At 63.9% G+C, this 16,735-nt stretch carries 11 protein-coding genes; 6 read left to right on the top strand and 5 right to left on the bottom strand.

Annotated features, from left to right (window positions below; genetic code table 11):
• Positions 1 to 30 precede the first annotated feature (30 nt).
• From dpgB to GVY39_RS27830, 3 genes are read left to right on the top strand one after another with little or no spacing between them, the layout of a single operon-like run.
• Positions 31 to 699, top strand: a complete 669-nt coding sequence (dpgB, locus tag GVY39_RS27820; RefSeq protein WP_159929706.1) for an enoyl-CoA-hydratase DpgB — start codon at positions 31 to 33, stop codon at positions 697 to 699.
• Positions 692 to 2,050, top strand: a complete 1,359-nt coding sequence (locus tag GVY39_RS27825; protein WP_159929708.1) for an enoyl-CoA hydratase/isomerase family protein — start codon at positions 692 to 694, stop codon at positions 2,048 to 2,050. Before dpgB ends, GVY39_RS27825 begins: the two co-directional genes overlap by 8 nt.
• Positions 2,034 to 3,344, top strand: a complete 1,311-nt coding sequence (locus GVY39_RS27830) for a PLP-dependent aminotransferase family protein (protein ID WP_201295374.1) — start codon at positions 2,034 to 2,036, stop codon at positions 3,342 to 3,344. The genes GVY39_RS27825 and GVY39_RS27830 overlap by 17 nt, the downstream gene beginning before the upstream one ends.
• Positions 3,345 to 3,408: 64 nt before the next feature.
• Here GVY39_RS27830 and GVY39_RS27835 read toward each other — a convergent pair whose 3' ends face one another.
• The 4 genes from GVY39_RS27835 to GVY39_RS27850 form a co-directional block, all read right to left on the bottom strand.
• A complete protein-coding gene (locus GVY39_RS27835) occupies positions 3,409 to 4,539 on the bottom strand; it encodes a PLP-dependent aminotransferase family protein (RefSeq protein ID WP_236565708.1) in 1,131 nt (376 codons plus the stop codon).
• A gap of 74 nt (positions 4,540 to 4,613) precedes the next feature.
• Entirely contained in the window at positions 4,614 to 5,678 is a 1,065-nt protein-coding gene (locus GVY39_RS27840) for an isocitrate/isopropylmalate family dehydrogenase (protein ID WP_159929714.1), read from the bottom strand.
• Positions 5,675 to 7,669: an aconitase family protein gene (locus GVY39_RS27845; RefSeq protein ID WP_159929716.1), complete on the bottom strand. Its 1,995-nt coding sequence runs from the start codon at positions 7,667 to 7,669 to the stop codon at positions 5,675 to 5,677. The genes GVY39_RS27840 and GVY39_RS27845 overlap by 4 nt, the downstream gene beginning before the upstream one ends.
• Complete coding sequence (locus GVY39_RS27850) at positions 7,653 to 8,918, bottom strand: LeuA family protein (RefSeq protein ID WP_159929718.1); 1,266 nt, start codon at positions 8,916 to 8,918, stop codon at positions 7,653 to 7,655. Before GVY39_RS27850 ends, GVY39_RS27845 begins: the two co-directional genes overlap by 17 nt.
• Positions 8,919 to 9,525: 607 nt before the next feature.
• On the opposite strand from GVY39_RS27850, the gene GVY39_RS27855 reads away from it, so the two are divergent.
• A complete protein-coding gene (locus GVY39_RS27855; RefSeq protein WP_159929720.1) occupies positions 9,526 to 10,461 on the top strand; it encodes a hypothetical protein in 936 nt (311 codons plus the stop codon).
• A 246-nt stretch (positions 10,462 to 10,707) separates the two neighbouring features.
• Here the strand turns inward: GVY39_RS27855 and GVY39_RS27860 are convergent, their stop codons facing one another.
• Positions 10,708 to 11,688, bottom strand: a complete 981-nt coding sequence (locus GVY39_RS27860; RefSeq protein WP_159929722.1) for a cyclopropane-fatty-acyl-phospholipid synthase family protein — start codon at positions 11,686 to 11,688, stop codon at positions 10,708 to 10,710.
• Between the two features lie 301 nt (positions 11,689 to 11,989).
• On the opposite strand from GVY39_RS27860, the gene GVY39_RS27865 reads away from it, so the two are divergent.
• On the top strand, positions 11,990 to 12,271 hold the full coding sequence (locus GVY39_RS27865; RefSeq protein WP_159929724.1) for a hypothetical protein: 282 nt from the start codon (positions 11,990 to 11,992) through the stop codon (positions 12,269 to 12,271).
• 160 nt (positions 12,272 to 12,431) lie between these two features.
• On the top strand, positions 12,432 to 16,735 hold a 4,304-nt coding region (locus GVY39_RS27870), incomplete at its 3' end, for a non-ribosomal peptide synthetase (protein ID WP_159929726.1).

Below are 16,735 nucleotides of genomic sequence, written 5' to 3' on the forward strand. Positions count from 1 at the left end.
GACGTAATTCGATCTCTCGAGGAAAATGGCGTGGCAACAGCGTTCAGCGCGACGACGTTGACGATTCCAGTCGACCAGACGAAACCGCTAGGCGAGCTCACCGCGCAACTGGTCGCCGCTTCCGACCGGCTCGCTGCCGAGGCACACTTGGCCACGGTGCTCTTCATCCTCGATGATCCGGCACCGACGCGGCTGCCCGTTCCTCTCCCGGCAAGTGTCGAGGAGGTCCGGCGGTGGGAGCGAGCCGTCCGACGGCTCGAGCAATCGAATGCGCTGAGCGTGGTGGTCACAAAATCTATGTGCAGCGGCCCCGGTTCGGATATCCTGCTCGCCACCGACTATCGGATCGGCACACCCGAGGCTCGATTGACGTTCACAGCCGATGACGGGCACGTGTGGCCGGGTATGGGGCTCTACCGTCTGGTGCGACAGGCAGGCGCGGGCCATGTCCGACGACTCGTGGTTCGCGGCGGAACACTCAGCGCGAACGAAGCCGTCGAACTCGGTCTGCTCGACGAGCTGACTCCCGAGCCCGAGGCAGTCGCCGAGCGCGTGATACTGGGCGCGCGTCGGCTTTCCAGGTCCGCGCTAGCGGTACACAGGCAATTGCTCAACGAAGCCGTCTCCGCCGAATTCGACGATGCGCTCGGTGTGCATCTGGCTGCCTGTGACCGCGAGCTGAGGCGTCACAATGATTGACCCGCAAGCCGGTCCCGACTTCGTCGGTGACCTGGACCTCGATGCGACAAGTCTGGCGAAGTACACCGCACGCTGCGAGGACGTAGTCGCACGCTACCCCTCGAGAATCGATCGCGACGCCGGTGCGCAACGTTCGGTGGATCAGGCCTTCGCCGCGGCCAGGACGGCGCGCCGAGCGTTCCTGGCCAGGCACGCGGACGCGGTATACAGCGTGCTGACCAGCGGCCTCGCCCGTCATCGACGCCTGCCGGAACTGGTTCACGCCGCAGCAGAACGCTTCCCAGGCCTGGTGCCGACCGCGACGAGCATCGCCGACGAACGCGGCCGCATTCAGGCCGAACGCGATGGGCGCGAGATCGACCAGGCGATCTTCTGCGCGGCGATACTGCGATCCCCCCGTTCGGGCTCCCACCTGATCGACGCGATGAGGATGCCGACCGCACCGGCGATCGAAGTACTCGACATTTTTCGCCGCACCGGCAAGATCGAGTTGTCCTCGGTCGCGGTCGAACGGGTCGGGCACGCCGCTTACCTGACATTTCGTGATGGTCACCCGCTCAACGCCGAGAACGATCAGCTCGTGACCGACACTGAAACAGCGGTGGACCTCGCGCTGCTCGACGACGAGGTGCGCGTCGGCGTCCTACGCGGCGGCCCGAGCGGCTCCCCGCGATATCAAGGCAAACGAGTCTTCAGCGCGGGCATGAATCTCACCGACCTGCGCAACGGCAGGATCTCGTTCGTGGAATTCCTGCTCGGTCGGGAACTCGGCTTCATCAACAAGATCATGCGCGGCTTGTTCACCGATGCCCGCGCCGCCCCGGTGGTGGCCAGGCAGCCGGAGAAACCGTGGATCGGTGCCGTCGACGCCTTCGCCATCGGTGGCGGCATGCAGTTGCTCCTGGTACTGGATCGGGTGATCGCAGAGGAAGGCGCGTTCTTCAGTCTCCCGGCCGCCGAGGAGGGCATCGTTCCCGGCCTCGCCAACCTTCGCCTGTCGAGAGCGGTCGGAAGCCGAATGTCCCGGCGAATCATTCTGAGCGGCTTGCGGATAGCGGCGACCGACCGAGCAGCCGAGCTGATCTGCGACGAGGTGGTCCCGGCGGAGGAAATGGACGCTGCGATCACGGCTGCGGTAGCGGAATTGTCACAGCCTGCCGTAGTCGCCAATCGGCGAATGTTGATCCTCGCGGAAGAGCCTGTCGACCTCTACCGATGGTACCTGGCCGAATTCGCGATAGTGCAGGCGGAGCGCATGTACAGCCCCGATGTGCTCGGCAACGTCGAGCGACGCTGGCAGGAATCACGTCGGCGAAAACAAGTGGGAGGCAACCGTGCGGTTGGCACGTAGCACGCTGCACGGGTCGCTCGCCGATCCCGTTCTCGGCTCGGTGAGCTTTCTCAACGAGATCATGTCGCGGTACCCCGAGGCCATCTCGTTCGCTCCGGGCGCCCCGCACCCCGAGTTCTTCACCACTCTCGATCCCCACAGCTATATAGAACGCTTCCTCGCCCATCTGAGGCAGGACAAGGGCTATAGCAACGAACGAGCCCGGCGGCTGCTGTTCGAATACGGCCCGAGCCGCGGCATCATCAACGACATCGTGGCCGAGACCTTGCGCCGTGACGAAGGAATCACGGCCGGACCGTCCGAGATCGTGATCACTGTCGGCGCGCAGGAGGCGTTATTCCTGGTGCTGCGCGCGCTGTTCACTCCGTCGACGCGGGGCGCCGTCGCGGTCGCCAATCCCTGCTATCCCGGCATCGTCGGTGCGGCGCGGCTGCTGGACATCCCTGTCGTTCCGATACCCGAATCATCGAACGGCATCGATATCGACCGACTTGCCGACACGTGCTCTATCGCGGCACAGGCCAGGCAGCCCATACGGGTGTGCTACACAGCGCCGGACTTCGCGAACCCAGGCGGCAGCCGGATGCCGGTGTCCACCAGGCATCGGCTGATCGAACTCGCCGAGCACGCCGACTTCCTCATCCTGGAGGACAATCCGTACGGATTCACCGCGCTCGGTCACCAGGTGCTGCCGTCGCTGAAAGCCTTGGACACCCACGAACGCGTGATCCACGTCGGCACTTTCGCCAAGACCTGTTTCCCTGGCGCTCGCGTCGGATATGTGATCGCAGGTCAGGAGGTAGACGATGGTGGGTCGCTCGCCGATGAGATCGCCGCGTTGAAAAGCATGGTCACTGTGAACACCGCCCCGCTCGCACAGGCGGTCGTCGGTGGGATGCTGATGGCGGACGGCGGCACTTTCACCCAGCAGAACCGCCTCAAAGCCGCACGCTACCAGCGCAACCTGGACTGCCTGTTGACCGCGCTCGATGCCGGGTCGAAAAACTGGCCTGAGATCGAATGGAATCGACCGGTCGGCGGCTTCTTCGTCGTCATGCGGCTCCCCGTGCCGGCAGACCTTGCGCTCTTGGAGATATCAGCCTCCGAGTACGGCGTGTTGTGGACTCCGATGGACCAGTTCTACCTGGACGGCACCGGCAGCCACCGGCTGCGTTTGTCCTGTAGCTACCTCGACGTGGCGGACATCCGGCGCGGGATTGCGCGGCTGAGCGCGTTCATCGAGCACAAGATTCTGGCGCCGGGTTTCGGGCATGGAGTCGCACCGGAGAATTGATTCGATCTCCGTCGATGATCCGGCCCGAATCCTCGGCGCATTCCTATGACTGTCGGCGCTACAACTAGGTCTCGTCCAACACAGCGGCCAGGCGCTGGACACCTTCGCGAATCTCAGCGGGGCTGTGTGCGCTGAAGGACATGCGCAGCGTCGACGGGTCGGCGACACCGGCGAAGAACGGTGCTCCCGGCACGTAGGCGACCCGCTGAGCCAGGGCGGCGGGCAGCAACGCGGTGGTGTCGACACCGCCGGGCAACCGAACCCACACGAACATTCCGCCGTTCGGACGGCTCCAGCTGCTGCCGTGCGGGAGTGCTCGCGAGAGCGCGTCCAGCAACGCGTCGCAGCGTTCGCCGTACAGGGCACGGGCGCGGGTGATTCGCCCGTCCAGGTCGCTCGCCGCGAGGTAGGCCGCTGCGGCTGCCTGGTCGATCGTCGAGCTGTGCAGGTCGACCGCCTGTTTGACGACCGCGCATGCGGTGCGCACCGTAGCGGGCGCGCGCATCCAGCCCAGTCGCATTCCGGGAGCGAGGAGCTTGGACAGGCTGCCCAGCAGGATGGTCCGGTCGGCGGAATCCGCGTAGGAAGCGATCAGGGGCAACCGTTCACCGCGAAACCGTAACTCTCCGTACGGATCATCCTCGACGATCCACATGTCGCATTCGGCGGCGATCCGCGAAACGGCGGCGCGTCGGTCCGCAGGCAAGGTGTGACCGGTGGGGTTCTGGAAGGTCGGCACCAAATAGACCATTCGGGGTCGATGTTCGGCGACGAGTTCGCGCAGGGCTTCGATCACCATGCCGTCGCCGTCGGTGGGCACCGGGATGACGCGGGCGCGCACCGCGCTGAAGACCTGTAGCGCGGCCACGTAGGTGGGGTTCTCGACGAGAACGATATCGGCGGGCTCGAGCAACGTGGCCGCCAGCACATAGAGGGCTTGCTGGGCTCCCGTGGTCACCAGCAGATCGTCGGCGACCGTCGGGAGTTCGGCGCGGGCGAGCAACAGTGCGATCGCGTCGCGCAGGGCCGGATCGCCGTCGGTCACCGAGTATTGCAGGACGCGTGAACTGGATTCACGCAAGACTCGCTCGTAGGCGGACCTGATGCCTTCGACGTCGAACAGTTCGGGCGCCGGGAGCCCGCCGGCGAATGAGATCACGTCCTGGCGTGAGGTCAGTGCGAGCGAGTCGCGCACGATGGAACTCGAGCCAGGCCCCGCCTGGCCGGCTCCCGTGGCGGGAGCGATACGACTGCGCATGTACCCTCGAATCAAGAGGTGGCGGCGGGATTGCCTGCCCGGTCGACGTTGTCTTCGATGATTCGTGCGCCGAGCCGATCGATGACCTCGGTCATGAATCCCACTGTGGTGCCACACCCGCCGATGTCCGGAGTCGCCAATTCGCTGGCCGCGACCTCACGGATCGAATCACGCAGGAGCGCAGCTTGTTCGCCGTACCCCATATGGTCCAGGGCCATGGCGAGTGACATCGCCGCCGCGGACGGGTTGGCGATTCCCTTACCGGCTATGTTCGGCGCACTGCCGTGTACGGGCTCGAACAACGCGCAGCCGGTCTCGGGGCAGATACTCGCGCTCGCGGCGAGACCTAATCCGCCCATCAGAGCGGCGCCGATGTCGCTGATGATGTCGCCGAAGAGATTCGGGGCCAGCACGCCCTCGTACGACGACGGATCGCGCACCAGGTGGTAACAGAACGAGTCGACGTATTCTTGTTCGGCCGCGAGCTGCGGGAAACCCGCCACTTCGGTTTCGAAGACCTCTTGCCAGAGGCGTCCGGTGTTCGGCACGGCGTTCGATTTGTGCACCAAGGTAACCTTCGTGCGTCCGGTATCGGCGAGTCGCCGCAGTCCGAATCGGACGAACTTCTCCACTGTCTCTCGGGTGTATACGCATTCATCGATAGCGACGCTGACCGAGCCGCGGCGCGCGATCGTTCCGCCGACTCCGGCGTAGAGCCCCTGCGTGTTCTCGCGGAACAGATCGATCCGGCCGGTGGGTAAGTCGAGCGGGCGGTAGTTCACATAGAGATCCAGGCCACGCCGTAATCCGAGCAGGATGCTGCGACCATGGGCCATGTCCGGAATCCGCGGATCTCCCAATGCACCGAGGAGTATCGCTTGATACTCCTCGGCGAGCGAGTCCAGCGCGCCGTCCGGCAATCCCACCCCCGTCGCGAGCCATTCGTCGGCGCCCCAACCGAATATGTCGTGCTCGATCCCCGCATCGCAGGTGTCGTTGAGCAGGGCCAGCACCGGCAGCACCGCGTGGACGACCTCGCGACCGATCCCGTCGCCCGGGATCACCGCGAGCCTCATCGGTTCTCTCCCACTTCGCGAAGCATGGCTTCGACGGAACTGAGCCGCCCGGCTATCGCCGTGGCGGCGACGACATAGGGTGATGCGAGATACACCTGGCCAGGTCCAGAGCGTCCGGGAAAGTTCCGGTTCTGGGCACTCACGGTGACCTCGGCAGGGCTTTCCGACACCCCCGGGCCGGCGTTGATACAGGCACCGCACGAGGGCGGCAACACGGTCACCCCGATGTCGGCGAACAGCTCGACATACCCGCGGTCCGTCGCGTAGCGCATGACGTCCTCACTACCGAACTGGATGAACGCCTGGACTCCATCGGGCACGGATGCGCCGCGCTCGCGTGCCAGTGCGAAAACACTCGCGTACATGTCCATGTCGTGTGCCTTCCCGCCGGTGCAGGAGCCGCCGTAGACCTTGTCCACGGGCACCACATCGTGAATCGAGGACAGGGGCACCGAGTTGCGCGGGTCACCGGGCAGCGCCACCATCGGCTCGATGGCGTCGAGCGCGAGTTCCACGACCGCGTCATAGCTCGCGTCGACATCGGAGACGACGACCCCGCTTCGGTCACCCCGGCGTCGCCCCGGCCGTCCGGCCAGGTATTCGCGCGTCCGGCTATCCGGCTCGACCATCGCGGTCATCGCACCGGCTTCGACGGCCATGTTGCACAACGTCGCTCGTTCGTCGATGTTCAGTCCCGCGACGCCTTCGCCGCTGAACAGCAGTACCTTTCCCAGTGTTCGGCTGCCGCGGATCTGTGGATGCGGGAGCAGTGAGAGCATGACGTCCTTCGCACACACCCCAGGCCGCAACTGCTGCCGCAATTCGACCCTGATCACCGCGGGCACCTTGACCAGAATCTCCCGGGTGTACCACGCGTTGGCCATGTCCGTCGCGCCGACGCCGAAAGCGAACGCGCCGATGGCTCCGGCCGTACAGGTATGACTGTCCGTACCGATGATCACGTCGCCGGGCTCTGCGACATGTTCCATGATGTAGTTGTGGCAGATGGCACGACTGCCACCGGAATGCCCTGGGCCGATGAAATTGCCCTGGCTCTTCCTGGCGAACTCCTTCTGCCGCTTGCGCAGATTGTTGACCCGCCCGATCAGATCCTTGCCGTTGTCGCGTCGGCTCAGCACGGATTCGGCGAGGGAGAGATGGTCCTGGAAGTAGTAGCAGGTGGCCGGCTCCAGCGGGTTTGCCGCCGCGCCGAATTCCAGGGTGAACATCTCCGCCGCCATCGGCGTCACGTACTCGTGACTGAAACGGACATCGGTCTGCACGAAATACGACTCACCGACTGCGACCACACCGTCCGGCGGACGGTGATTGCGTGCCGAAAGCTTGCTTTGCAGCACCTTTTCGACCACGTTGAGTGGACGCGGCGCGGTGAACCGCGGCAGCACCGGCGTACTGCCCGCCGCAGCGCTCGACCGGTTGAAGCCGAACAGCCCGCCGAGATCGATGATGGCGCGTTCGATGCCGTTCGCACCGGCGGTGAACAGCTCGAGCGGCAGCTCGTCGCCGGCGATGAGCGCGTCGAGCAGTCCGAAATCTGTGCAGGTGACGATGCCGATATTGCGGCAGTTCTGCTCGTAGATGCGCTCGAACGAGCGCGCGAAGACCAACTCTACGCCCGCGTATTTCTCCGCGAGCGCGGCATGTTCACGAGACGACCCGCAGCCCTTGGCCGTTCCGCTGACGACGATCTGCGGGCCGAACGCGCTGACCGCTCCTTGCGTTACGCTGCGCCCACGCAACCCGAGATAGACGAAATCGCCGAGTTGCTTGTCATACCAATAACAACACCAGCCGGGAATAACTTCGTCAGTCGAGATATTGTCGCACAACGGCTTGCGCAAAAGTTCTGCGGGACCGAGCGGGCAGTGGCCGGACAGCTGCGCCGCGACCAGGTCAGGATCCTCGGTGAGGAACAGCACGTTGCCGCGTAGCCGGAAAGTTCTCGCGCCGGTCTCACTCTGTTGTCGCAATGATCTGCCCTATCAATTCATCGGTGAGAGGAGTACTGCTCCGCTTGGCTCGCTGGAGGATCTTCTCGATCAGCACCCGGTCGTCGGCGAGTCCGTTCGTGGCCAACCAGTAGCGCACATTGCTGGCACCTGAGCTGGCATCGATGACCACTTCTTGAGCACGTCCGAAATGACTCGCCGGGACGCTGGAGTACACCGTGTCCTCGAGCAGCCGATCCCCCTTCCTGTGGGCTTTGAGAATCGCGGCCGCGTGAACGCCTGCGCTGGTCTTGAAGACGTCGCTGCCCATCGCCGGGTAGTTGTTCGGTATGGCGGTATTCAGCACCTCGGATGCGTACTCGCAGTATTTCCGCAAGGCGATGAGATCGTAGCCGCCGGCCTGGTCGAGGTGACTGTTCAGAATGAGCTGGTCGAGCGAGGCATTGCCGGTTCGCTCGCCGATACCGAGGATCGTGCCGTGCACCCGGACACATCCCGCCGACAGCGCGGTGAGCGAGTTGGCCAACGCGAGCCCGCGGTCGTTGTGCCCATGCCACTCGAAGTCCGCCGCATGCCCGCGTTCCGCGAAGTATCGCGTGGACCATTTGATGAGCGCCTCGGTACCGCTCGGCAGCGCGGCGCCGACGGTGTCGCACAGGCATACGCGGCGCACACCGACCTCGATGGCGACGTCATAGATCTGCTGGAGCAGTTGCGGCGGGCACCGAACGGTGTCCTCCAAGACCAGCACGAACGTCACGCCCGCCCGGCGGCACATCCGTGCCGAATCGCGGACATTGCGTGCGATCGCACAGATATCCCAATCTTCGACGTACTGCCGAATGGGGCTGACGCCAGTGAATACGTAGGCGTCCACGGGTACGCCGGCAGCCTGCGAAACCTCGCAGATGGCACTGATGTCGTCGGCGTGTGTACGCCCAGCGTAGCCCTGAGCCAAATCGTATCCATTCGCATCGATATACTTCGCGATCTCGATGCACTCTTCCGCCGCCGTACTACTGGCTCCGGGAAAACCGAGATCGGCGGCGCCCACGCCCACAGCAACGGTGTGGTCCACAAGAGAAAGCTTCTGCGCCAAAGTGGGATTCCTGATATTCGGCGCTTGCAACCCATCGCGTAGCGTTTCATCGAAGTACACGCCCCGCCCGCCCGAGTTCCGCGTATCGGCCACTGACCGCACGCCGTTCCAGGTGAACCATGTACCAGTCCCTATGTCGACACCGTTCGAGTCACGGATGAAGTGATCCATCGGTCCGAACCGAGCCTCGCGAACCTGATCCTCAGCGACCAACAGCCCCAACCTCCGCCACCAGGATGACCAGCTCCGCCGACGATTACGTAAGGCACACAGCCTAGCCAGGCAATTCGCCCAACCGGGCAACCGCATTCCCCATGCTGAGAAAGCCGAGCATGCGAATCCCGCCGGAGTCATCACAAGCATCCGCGTCCGCCCAGCACGCGTGAGGATCGACCAGGTCCTGTGCGGACGAATCCCAGCGGTGTCCGAAATCCGTTACACGCGAATGGATCTCGTCGACCCGGCCACCGGTCCGAGGAACGACATGCGTCCAGTCCCACCCACGAGCTTCGAAGGTTGCCGTTTCGTCGGAGCCTCCTGAGCTCCGATCCTCCGCGATCTTCCGTAGCTCGCCCTGCCGAAGCCGAGGGCATGCGGGATTCTTGCGCTCACCAGCCCACCCGTCTCCGGTTCAGGGGATAGCGAACTGGATCGCAAGCCCCACACCTGGCACTCTCCGTGCTGACAGTTCAACATATGCCCAAGACGAGGAATGGCAGCAAGCAGGAATCCCGCCCGGGAAGTCTGTCCGATCGACCAACCGCCATGTGGAGACGTTGTGAGCCCACGCCGACCCTTGTTCGAAATCGTCCAAAGGCTTGCCGTCGTCGGGCGCGACATTCGCGATCTGTCGAGCCGCGCCCTCCGAGAGACCGCACACGAGCTTCGCGAATTTCACGAACTCGTGGAGCACACTGATACAAACCTCACTCGTCTGTTCCGCCGCGCCGAATCCGAATCCGCGGCCGACCGCGTCGCAGACGCGGAGGTCCCTGTCACGTCGGAATTCCTGGAGGCACCCCGTCTGTACCACGGTGCGCGACTGAACCACTGCGCCGAGATCTTCCCGAAGGCGTTCGCCGAAAAACCACTCTCTGGCATCACCGGACACATCAGGCCGGCCAGCCATGGCCACGAGGGCACTGTCTACCTCGCCGACGAAGACCTCGCCCACGTGTACGGAATGATCCCGCGGGGGACCGACGCATTCGATCCGAAGAGGCGATTCCATCCAGTCGGCGTCGTGCTGGGGATCGACACCCGCACCATAAACGTCCGACGAATGACGCGGCAGCGGAACACAGCCATGGAATTCGTTCCCGGCGTGACAGACCGTGTCGGGACCACTGACGCCCGCCTGGATACGTCGTGCGTCGTCAGTGCACGATTCGAAGTCTACGACGTCATCGTCAACGACCCCGAGGTCTCCCTGGTGACAGACGGTATCCCTTTTTTCGAGGATTTGGATCACGAAGCGGTACGTAGCGTCACAGCCGTTACAGATCGACTATCAGCGGTCGCGGACGCCGTCCGCAGAAATTACCCGGAAATCGATGTCACGGTAGACACGAACCACACACCTGCTCATCGCGCTATCGAGATCTACAGAACAACAGTGGCCAGCTCCTTACTCTATTTGAGTACCAGCGCCATGGCAGGCCTGGCTTATCAGAACATCCCGAGCGACGACAGGCTATACCGCGACGACAGATAGGCCGGGACCCGACCGCAACCACGACCCCTCGAGATCTACTTCTGCCGCACGAACGGTCTTCTGCACTTTCCCGAGTTCACCGACCTATCGCTATCACTGGGGCGACTGCTCTGGAGACAGAGCGATACACCGATCACCTCAGACGTTGGGTGCCCATATCCTCTCGGAGCGCCAAATGCTGCGTACGATTCGACGGATACCGACCCGGCGCACGAGTTCGCCGTCGCAGCCGTCGTGTTCACCTGGTCAGGTCGGCTTGCGGGTCAGGATCAGCCGGCAGTCCGGCAGGTTGGGCTGCACGATCCGCACTACGTCGAAGCCCGCTTCGCCGAACGCTTTTCGCCAACCGTCCTCGGTGAGCAGCGACTGCTCCATCAGCGCCTGGGTCAGCGAGTACTCCGGGGTCAGTACTTCCGGCACGTTCTGTTCGGTGGCGGGCGGGATCTCCTCGGCGGTCAGCATGTACGCACCCGAGGGCAATCGGTCACAAAGCCCGCGCAGGTAGTTCACGAGCACGTCGTAGCCGTGCTCCAGTACCTCGTGCAGGAAGAAGAACGTGACGACCAGTTGTACCGACTCCAGTTGCGGAATCGTGGCGGCCTTCGCTCCGTCCCCCTCGTGGATGGTGATGCGGTCGGCCAGCCCGGCCTTGGCCACCTCCTGCTGCGCCTCGGCGCACGCGGCCGGACTGATATCCACCCCCACACCGCGGCCTCCGCCGGCCTGGCACGCCGCGATCAGAAAATGCGCATTGCCACAGCCGATGTCGGCGATCGAATCGAAGGAGATCTCCTCGAGGATCGCCATCACCTCCGGCCGCAGATCCCGCTGCCCGACCAGCGCTGTGCCGACCGCGACCCACCGCACGTCCCGATCGATATCCGAACCGAACGTCCGCTTTCCGGTCAACAAGTCGCCGAAATGGTGCAGAGCATCGCCGTAGCCGCCGGACAGCCACATCAGATAGCCGCGGTCGGCGTACAGCTGACGACCGGCCTCGGTGAGAACATAGCGGTCACCGCCGCCGCGAGCGACGATGTCACGCTGCGCCAGATAGCGCAGGGTGGCCTCGGCGAGGTACCGGTTCGTGCCGAGGTCGGCTGCGCGCAGCCCGTGTTCGGCGAGTTCGTCGAGTACACCGATGATCCCCAGAGAGGCGAAAACCGCGCAGGTGACGTGGCCGCGCATGTAGTCGAACGCGCGCCGCTGGGAGGGGTTTCGAGTCATGGCCGCTTTCCTGATCGTCGGAGTGTTGGATTTCCCGCGTGGATCATCCGGGTTGGGCGCAATACGACATGGACAAGTCCACAACACATTTCAATGGCAGCCGACGTAGCGGAAGCGCGGTCGACGGCGTATCCGGCTCACCGAGACCGTCCCGATCGGCGCCGCCGCGAACCACTTCCCCACTGCGGGCTGTTCCCACGCTCGGTCTCCTCTTGAATCATGCTCCGACCGCTTCGGACCCCGAACTTCCTGCGCGCGAGACCGCCCGTCCGTGACCGCACGGGCTTCGAATGCTAGACGGATGGCCCACCGAGACGTGTGCGCCGAACTTCCCGATATTGAGAAATCAGCGCGCGGCGTCGGCAACGCTACAGCTAACATCGCGCAGCGCAAGCTCGCCGACCGCTTCCCAGCAGTGAGCACACCGACCTTGCCACCCGAATCCAGTCGGGATATCGTGCTGGACCGACGAGCTATTCGCGTTGAGCGCCAACGCCATTGGCAACGAATCAACAACGAACCGATCGAATCGATCAGGGAATATCCGACCGAATTGACAGTGGCGCGGGCGGATACGGTGTAGCACCGCGGATGACCTGCCCACGCCGAACGCTGGCAACCGCCGCAGAGTCAGCAACGGTTACATTGCACCGACTAATCAAGGTTGGTGTCGGGGACGGATTTCGACCTGGTCGGCATCAAGCCGTAGCAGTGACGATATTCGCGCAAGGGGCATCGAGGTCATGAATCCGAAATCGGAACCTTCGCTGTCGGAAACCGAGCTGATCCGGCTGGATACGTTCGGCAATGGAGCGGCCGCCCGTGACATCGGCGGAGGTCTCGTTTCGCTTCCCCAGTTGTTCGCCGCACAGGTCGCGCGAACACCGGACAACCGAGCGGTGGTGGCGGGGGATCAAAGGTGGAGTTACCGCGAGATCGATGACATGTCGTCTCGCTTGGCCCACTTTTTGATCATGCAGGGGGTGCTGCCCGGACATCTGGTCGGCGTGCTGTTGCCACGTTCGATGCACTGGATCGTGACGGTGTTGGGGGTACTCAAAGCAGGTGCCGCCTACGTGCCGGTCGACCCGGCATACCCCGATCACCGGATCGCCTTCGTACTGCGCGACACCGGTGTCACCGCTGTGGTGACCGCGGCGGAATTCGAGATCCGCACCGCATCGCTACTGCGGCCGATCGACCGGGATGTTCCCCTTGTGACGGTGTCCGATCCGGAGATCGACCGCCGGCCTAGCGCCGCGCTGCCCTTCCCCGCACCACAGCAACTGGCCTATCTGATCTACACGTCCGGAACTACGGGGCAGCCCAAGGGGGTCGCTGTACCGCATGCCGGCGTCTGTGAAATCATTACAGCGCACACTCGGCGGCTGCATATCAACGGCGACAGTAGGGTTCTGCAATTCTCGCGGCTGGTCTTCGACGCCTCGGTCCTCGACATGTGGTCGGCGTTGCTGACCGGCGCCACCGCGGTCGTGCCCACCGAACAACAAGCGCAACCAGGCCCCGAGCTGGCGCGGTTGATCGCGCGGCACAAAGTCACGCACGCGCATCTCACCGCCTCCACTGTCGCCGCGTTGACCCCGGAGCAGCTGGCGAACATGACGCTGGTAGTCGGCGGAGAGCCATGCAGCGCCAGTTTGGTCGACCGGTTCGCGAATGGCCGGATCATGGTCAACGTGTACGGTCCCACCGAGACAACGGTGTACGTGTCGATCAGCGAGCCATTGGCAGTGGGATCGGGTACACCATCGATCGGATCGCCGGCGCCAGGGGTCGCACTGGCGGTGCTCGATGCTTCCTTACGCCGGGTACCGGTAGGGGTGGTCGGCGAGCTGTACGTTGGGGGCTACGGCATAGCCCAAGGATATTGGAACCGGCCCGGCCTGACCGCAGCGCGGTTCGTCGCTGATCCGTTCGGTGAATCCGGCGGCCGGTTGTATCGCACCGGAGATTCGGTGCGCTGGAACCAGGCCGGGGAATTGGAATTCGTGGGCCGCGTCGACGACCAGACGAAGATCCGCGGGTTCCGCATCGAACCAGGCGAGGTCGAGAAGGAGCTGGTCGCGTATCCGGGAGTAGTCCGCGCGGTCGTGGTGGCCCGCGAGGACCGACCTGGTGACAAACGACTGGTCGGCTACGTTGTGTCAGCTGCCGGAGCCGAGGACGGTGCGGTCGATGCGGCAGCAGTACGTCGCTTCCTCGCGCAACGATTGCCGGAGTTCATGGTGCCGTCCGCGATCGTCGTCGTCGATCACCTTCCTGTGACAGTCAACGGAAAAATCGACAGGCAAGCCCTTCCTGCGCCGAAATACCAGTCCAGTATTCGGTATCGCGCGCCTGAAACCCCCGCGGAAGAAGAGCTGGCACGACTGTTCGCCGAGGTGCTCGGACATGAACAGGTCGGTATCGACGACGACTTCTTCGAACTCGGCGGCCATTCGCTGGTGGCGACACGGTTGATGAATCGGATCCGCGCAGTGCTGGGTAAGGAACTGGCAGTCTCGGCAATCTTCGACACACCGACGGTAGCGGGACTGGCGGGTGCTCTCGACGCCCGGCCGCAGTCGCGTCCTCCGCTCACGCCGATGCCGCGCCCGAAAATTCTGCCACTGTCCTACGCGCAGCGTCGCCTGTGGTTCCTGCATCGGCTCGAGGGACCATCGGCGACCTACAACATTCCCTTTGTCTGGTCGTTGACCGGCACGCTGAATGTGCCCGCGCTGCGGGTGGCAATTCTGGATGTGGTGGCTCGCCACGAATCGTTGCGCACGGTGTTTCCCGAACTGGACGGGACCCCGCACCAGCGAATCATCGACGTCGACCATGTCGAGCTCGGCTGGACCGTGCTGGATGCGAGTGGGTGGGACGATCGGCGCGTATCGAACGAGGCCTCAGCCGTCGTACATCATCGGTTCGATCTCGCTGTCGAGATACCGCTGCGCGTACGGGTGCTTCGGCGAGATGACAGTGCGCACGTGCTGGTGATGGTGCTGCACCATATTGCGGCCGATGGCTGGTCGGCCACGCCGTTGATACGGGACCTGGTTGCGGCCTATCGCGCACGGGCCCACGGCCACGATCCCGATTGGGCGCCACTGACCGTACAGTACGCCGACTACACCCTCTGGCAACAGCGGCTACTGGGTTCGGCAACGGATCCGAACAGCCTCCTGTCCACCCAGTTGGCGTACTGGCAGGCCGAACTGGCCGGAGCCCCAACAGATTCAGGGTTGCCAACCGACCGGCCGCGGCCTGGCACGGAGTCGTATCGCGGTGGTACAAGACCGTTCGTGCTGGACTCCCGTCTCCGGGGCGATATCCGCCGGATGGCTCGCGATGCGGGTGTGTCGGCGCCGATGGTGCTGCAAGCCGCCCTGTTGGTGTTGCTGCACCGGCTCGGTGCCGGCACGGACATTGTGATCGGCTCGCCCATCGCCGGGCGCTCCGATCAGGCTGCCGATGGTCTTATCGGCTTCTTCGTCAACACCTGGGTACTGCGTGCGACGCTCACCCCGGACATGCCCGCCTCGGAACTCCTTGCCCAGGTGAAGCGCAAAGCGCTGGGCGCCTACGAGAATCAGGACGCCCCCTTCGACGTCTTGGTGGAAAAGCTCAACCCCAGTCGGTCGGCGGCCCGGCACCCCGTGTTCCAGACGATGCTGGTGTTTCAGCACAACCCGGTCAGCAGTTTCGACTTCGCCGAGGTTCAGGCCACCCCGATTCCGATATACACCAGGACCTCTCGCCTCGACTTGTCGTTCGTCATCGATGATCACGGTGATCGCGGCGGCTGGGCCACACGCATCGAGTACGCCAGCGATCTGTTCGATCCGGCGACCATCGACACGATTGCGGCGCGATTCCTTCGGGTGCTGGCCGGGATGGCCGCGGATCCGAGCATCCCGATCGGGGCGATCGAACTCCTCGACGAACACGAACAGCGCCGACTGGACGTAATCGGCAATTGCGCGGCGCTTCATGTCGATGTCGGCGGCGCCAGGTCGCTACCGGAACTGTTCGCCGCACAGGCGGCACGGACACCGAACAACGTGGCGATAGTCTTCGACGACCGGACATGGACGTACCGGGAACTCGATCGAATGTCGGCGCGATTGGCTCACCGATTGGTCGGCTACGGTATCGCCCCAGGAGATGTCGTAGGCCTGATGCTGCCACGGACCGCACACAGTTTCATCGGGGTGCTCGCCGTCTCGAAGATCGGTGCGGCGTACGTTGCGGTCGATTCCGCCTATCCCGATCACCGGATCGGGTTCGTGCTCAGCGATGCCGGTGTGGCGGCAGTCGTCACCACGACGGAACTGGTGAGCCGAGCATCAGCGCTCCTGCAAGCAGCCGATCGCGCCGATCGCAAGGTTGTCGACATCTGTGATCCGATCATCGATGCCCAGCCCGATACCGATCTTCCGTTCCCCGACGCGCGGCAGGTGGCCTACCTCATCTATACCTCGGGGACCACCGGTACCCCGAAGGGGGTCGCCGTCACACATGTCGGTATCGCAGATCTTGTCGCTGCCCATATCCGGCGTCTCGCTGTTCATGGGGGGAGTCGGGTTTTGCAGTTGGCTCCGTTGGTTTTCGATGCGTCGGTGATCAATATGTGGTCGGCGTTGTTGTGTGGTGCCGCCGCGGTCGCGCCTACGGAGGAGCAGGCGCGGCCGGGTGTGGGGTTGACGGAGCTTATTGCCCGGCAGCGGGTGACTCATGTTCATGTGACGCCGTCGACGTTGGCGGTGTTGTCGCCGGTTGGTTGGGATTGGGTGGAGTCGTTGTTGATGGGTAGTGAGGTGTTGTCGGCGGGGTTGGTCGATGAGTGGGCTGGGCGTTTTCCGATGGTGAATACGTATGGTCCGACGGAGACGACGGTGTATGCCACGATCACCGGTGGATTGTCTTCGGGGACTGGTGTGCCGTCTATCGGTTCGCCGGTGTCGCATGCTGCTTTGGTGGTGTTGGATGCTCGGTTGGGGCGGGTGCCGGTGGGTGTGGTGGGTGAGTTGTATGTGGG

This window comes from Nocardia sp. CY15 (assembly GCF_009829295.1).
GTDB lineage: Bacteria > Actinomycetota > Actinomycetes > Mycobacteriales > Mycobacteriaceae > Nocardia > Nocardia sputi.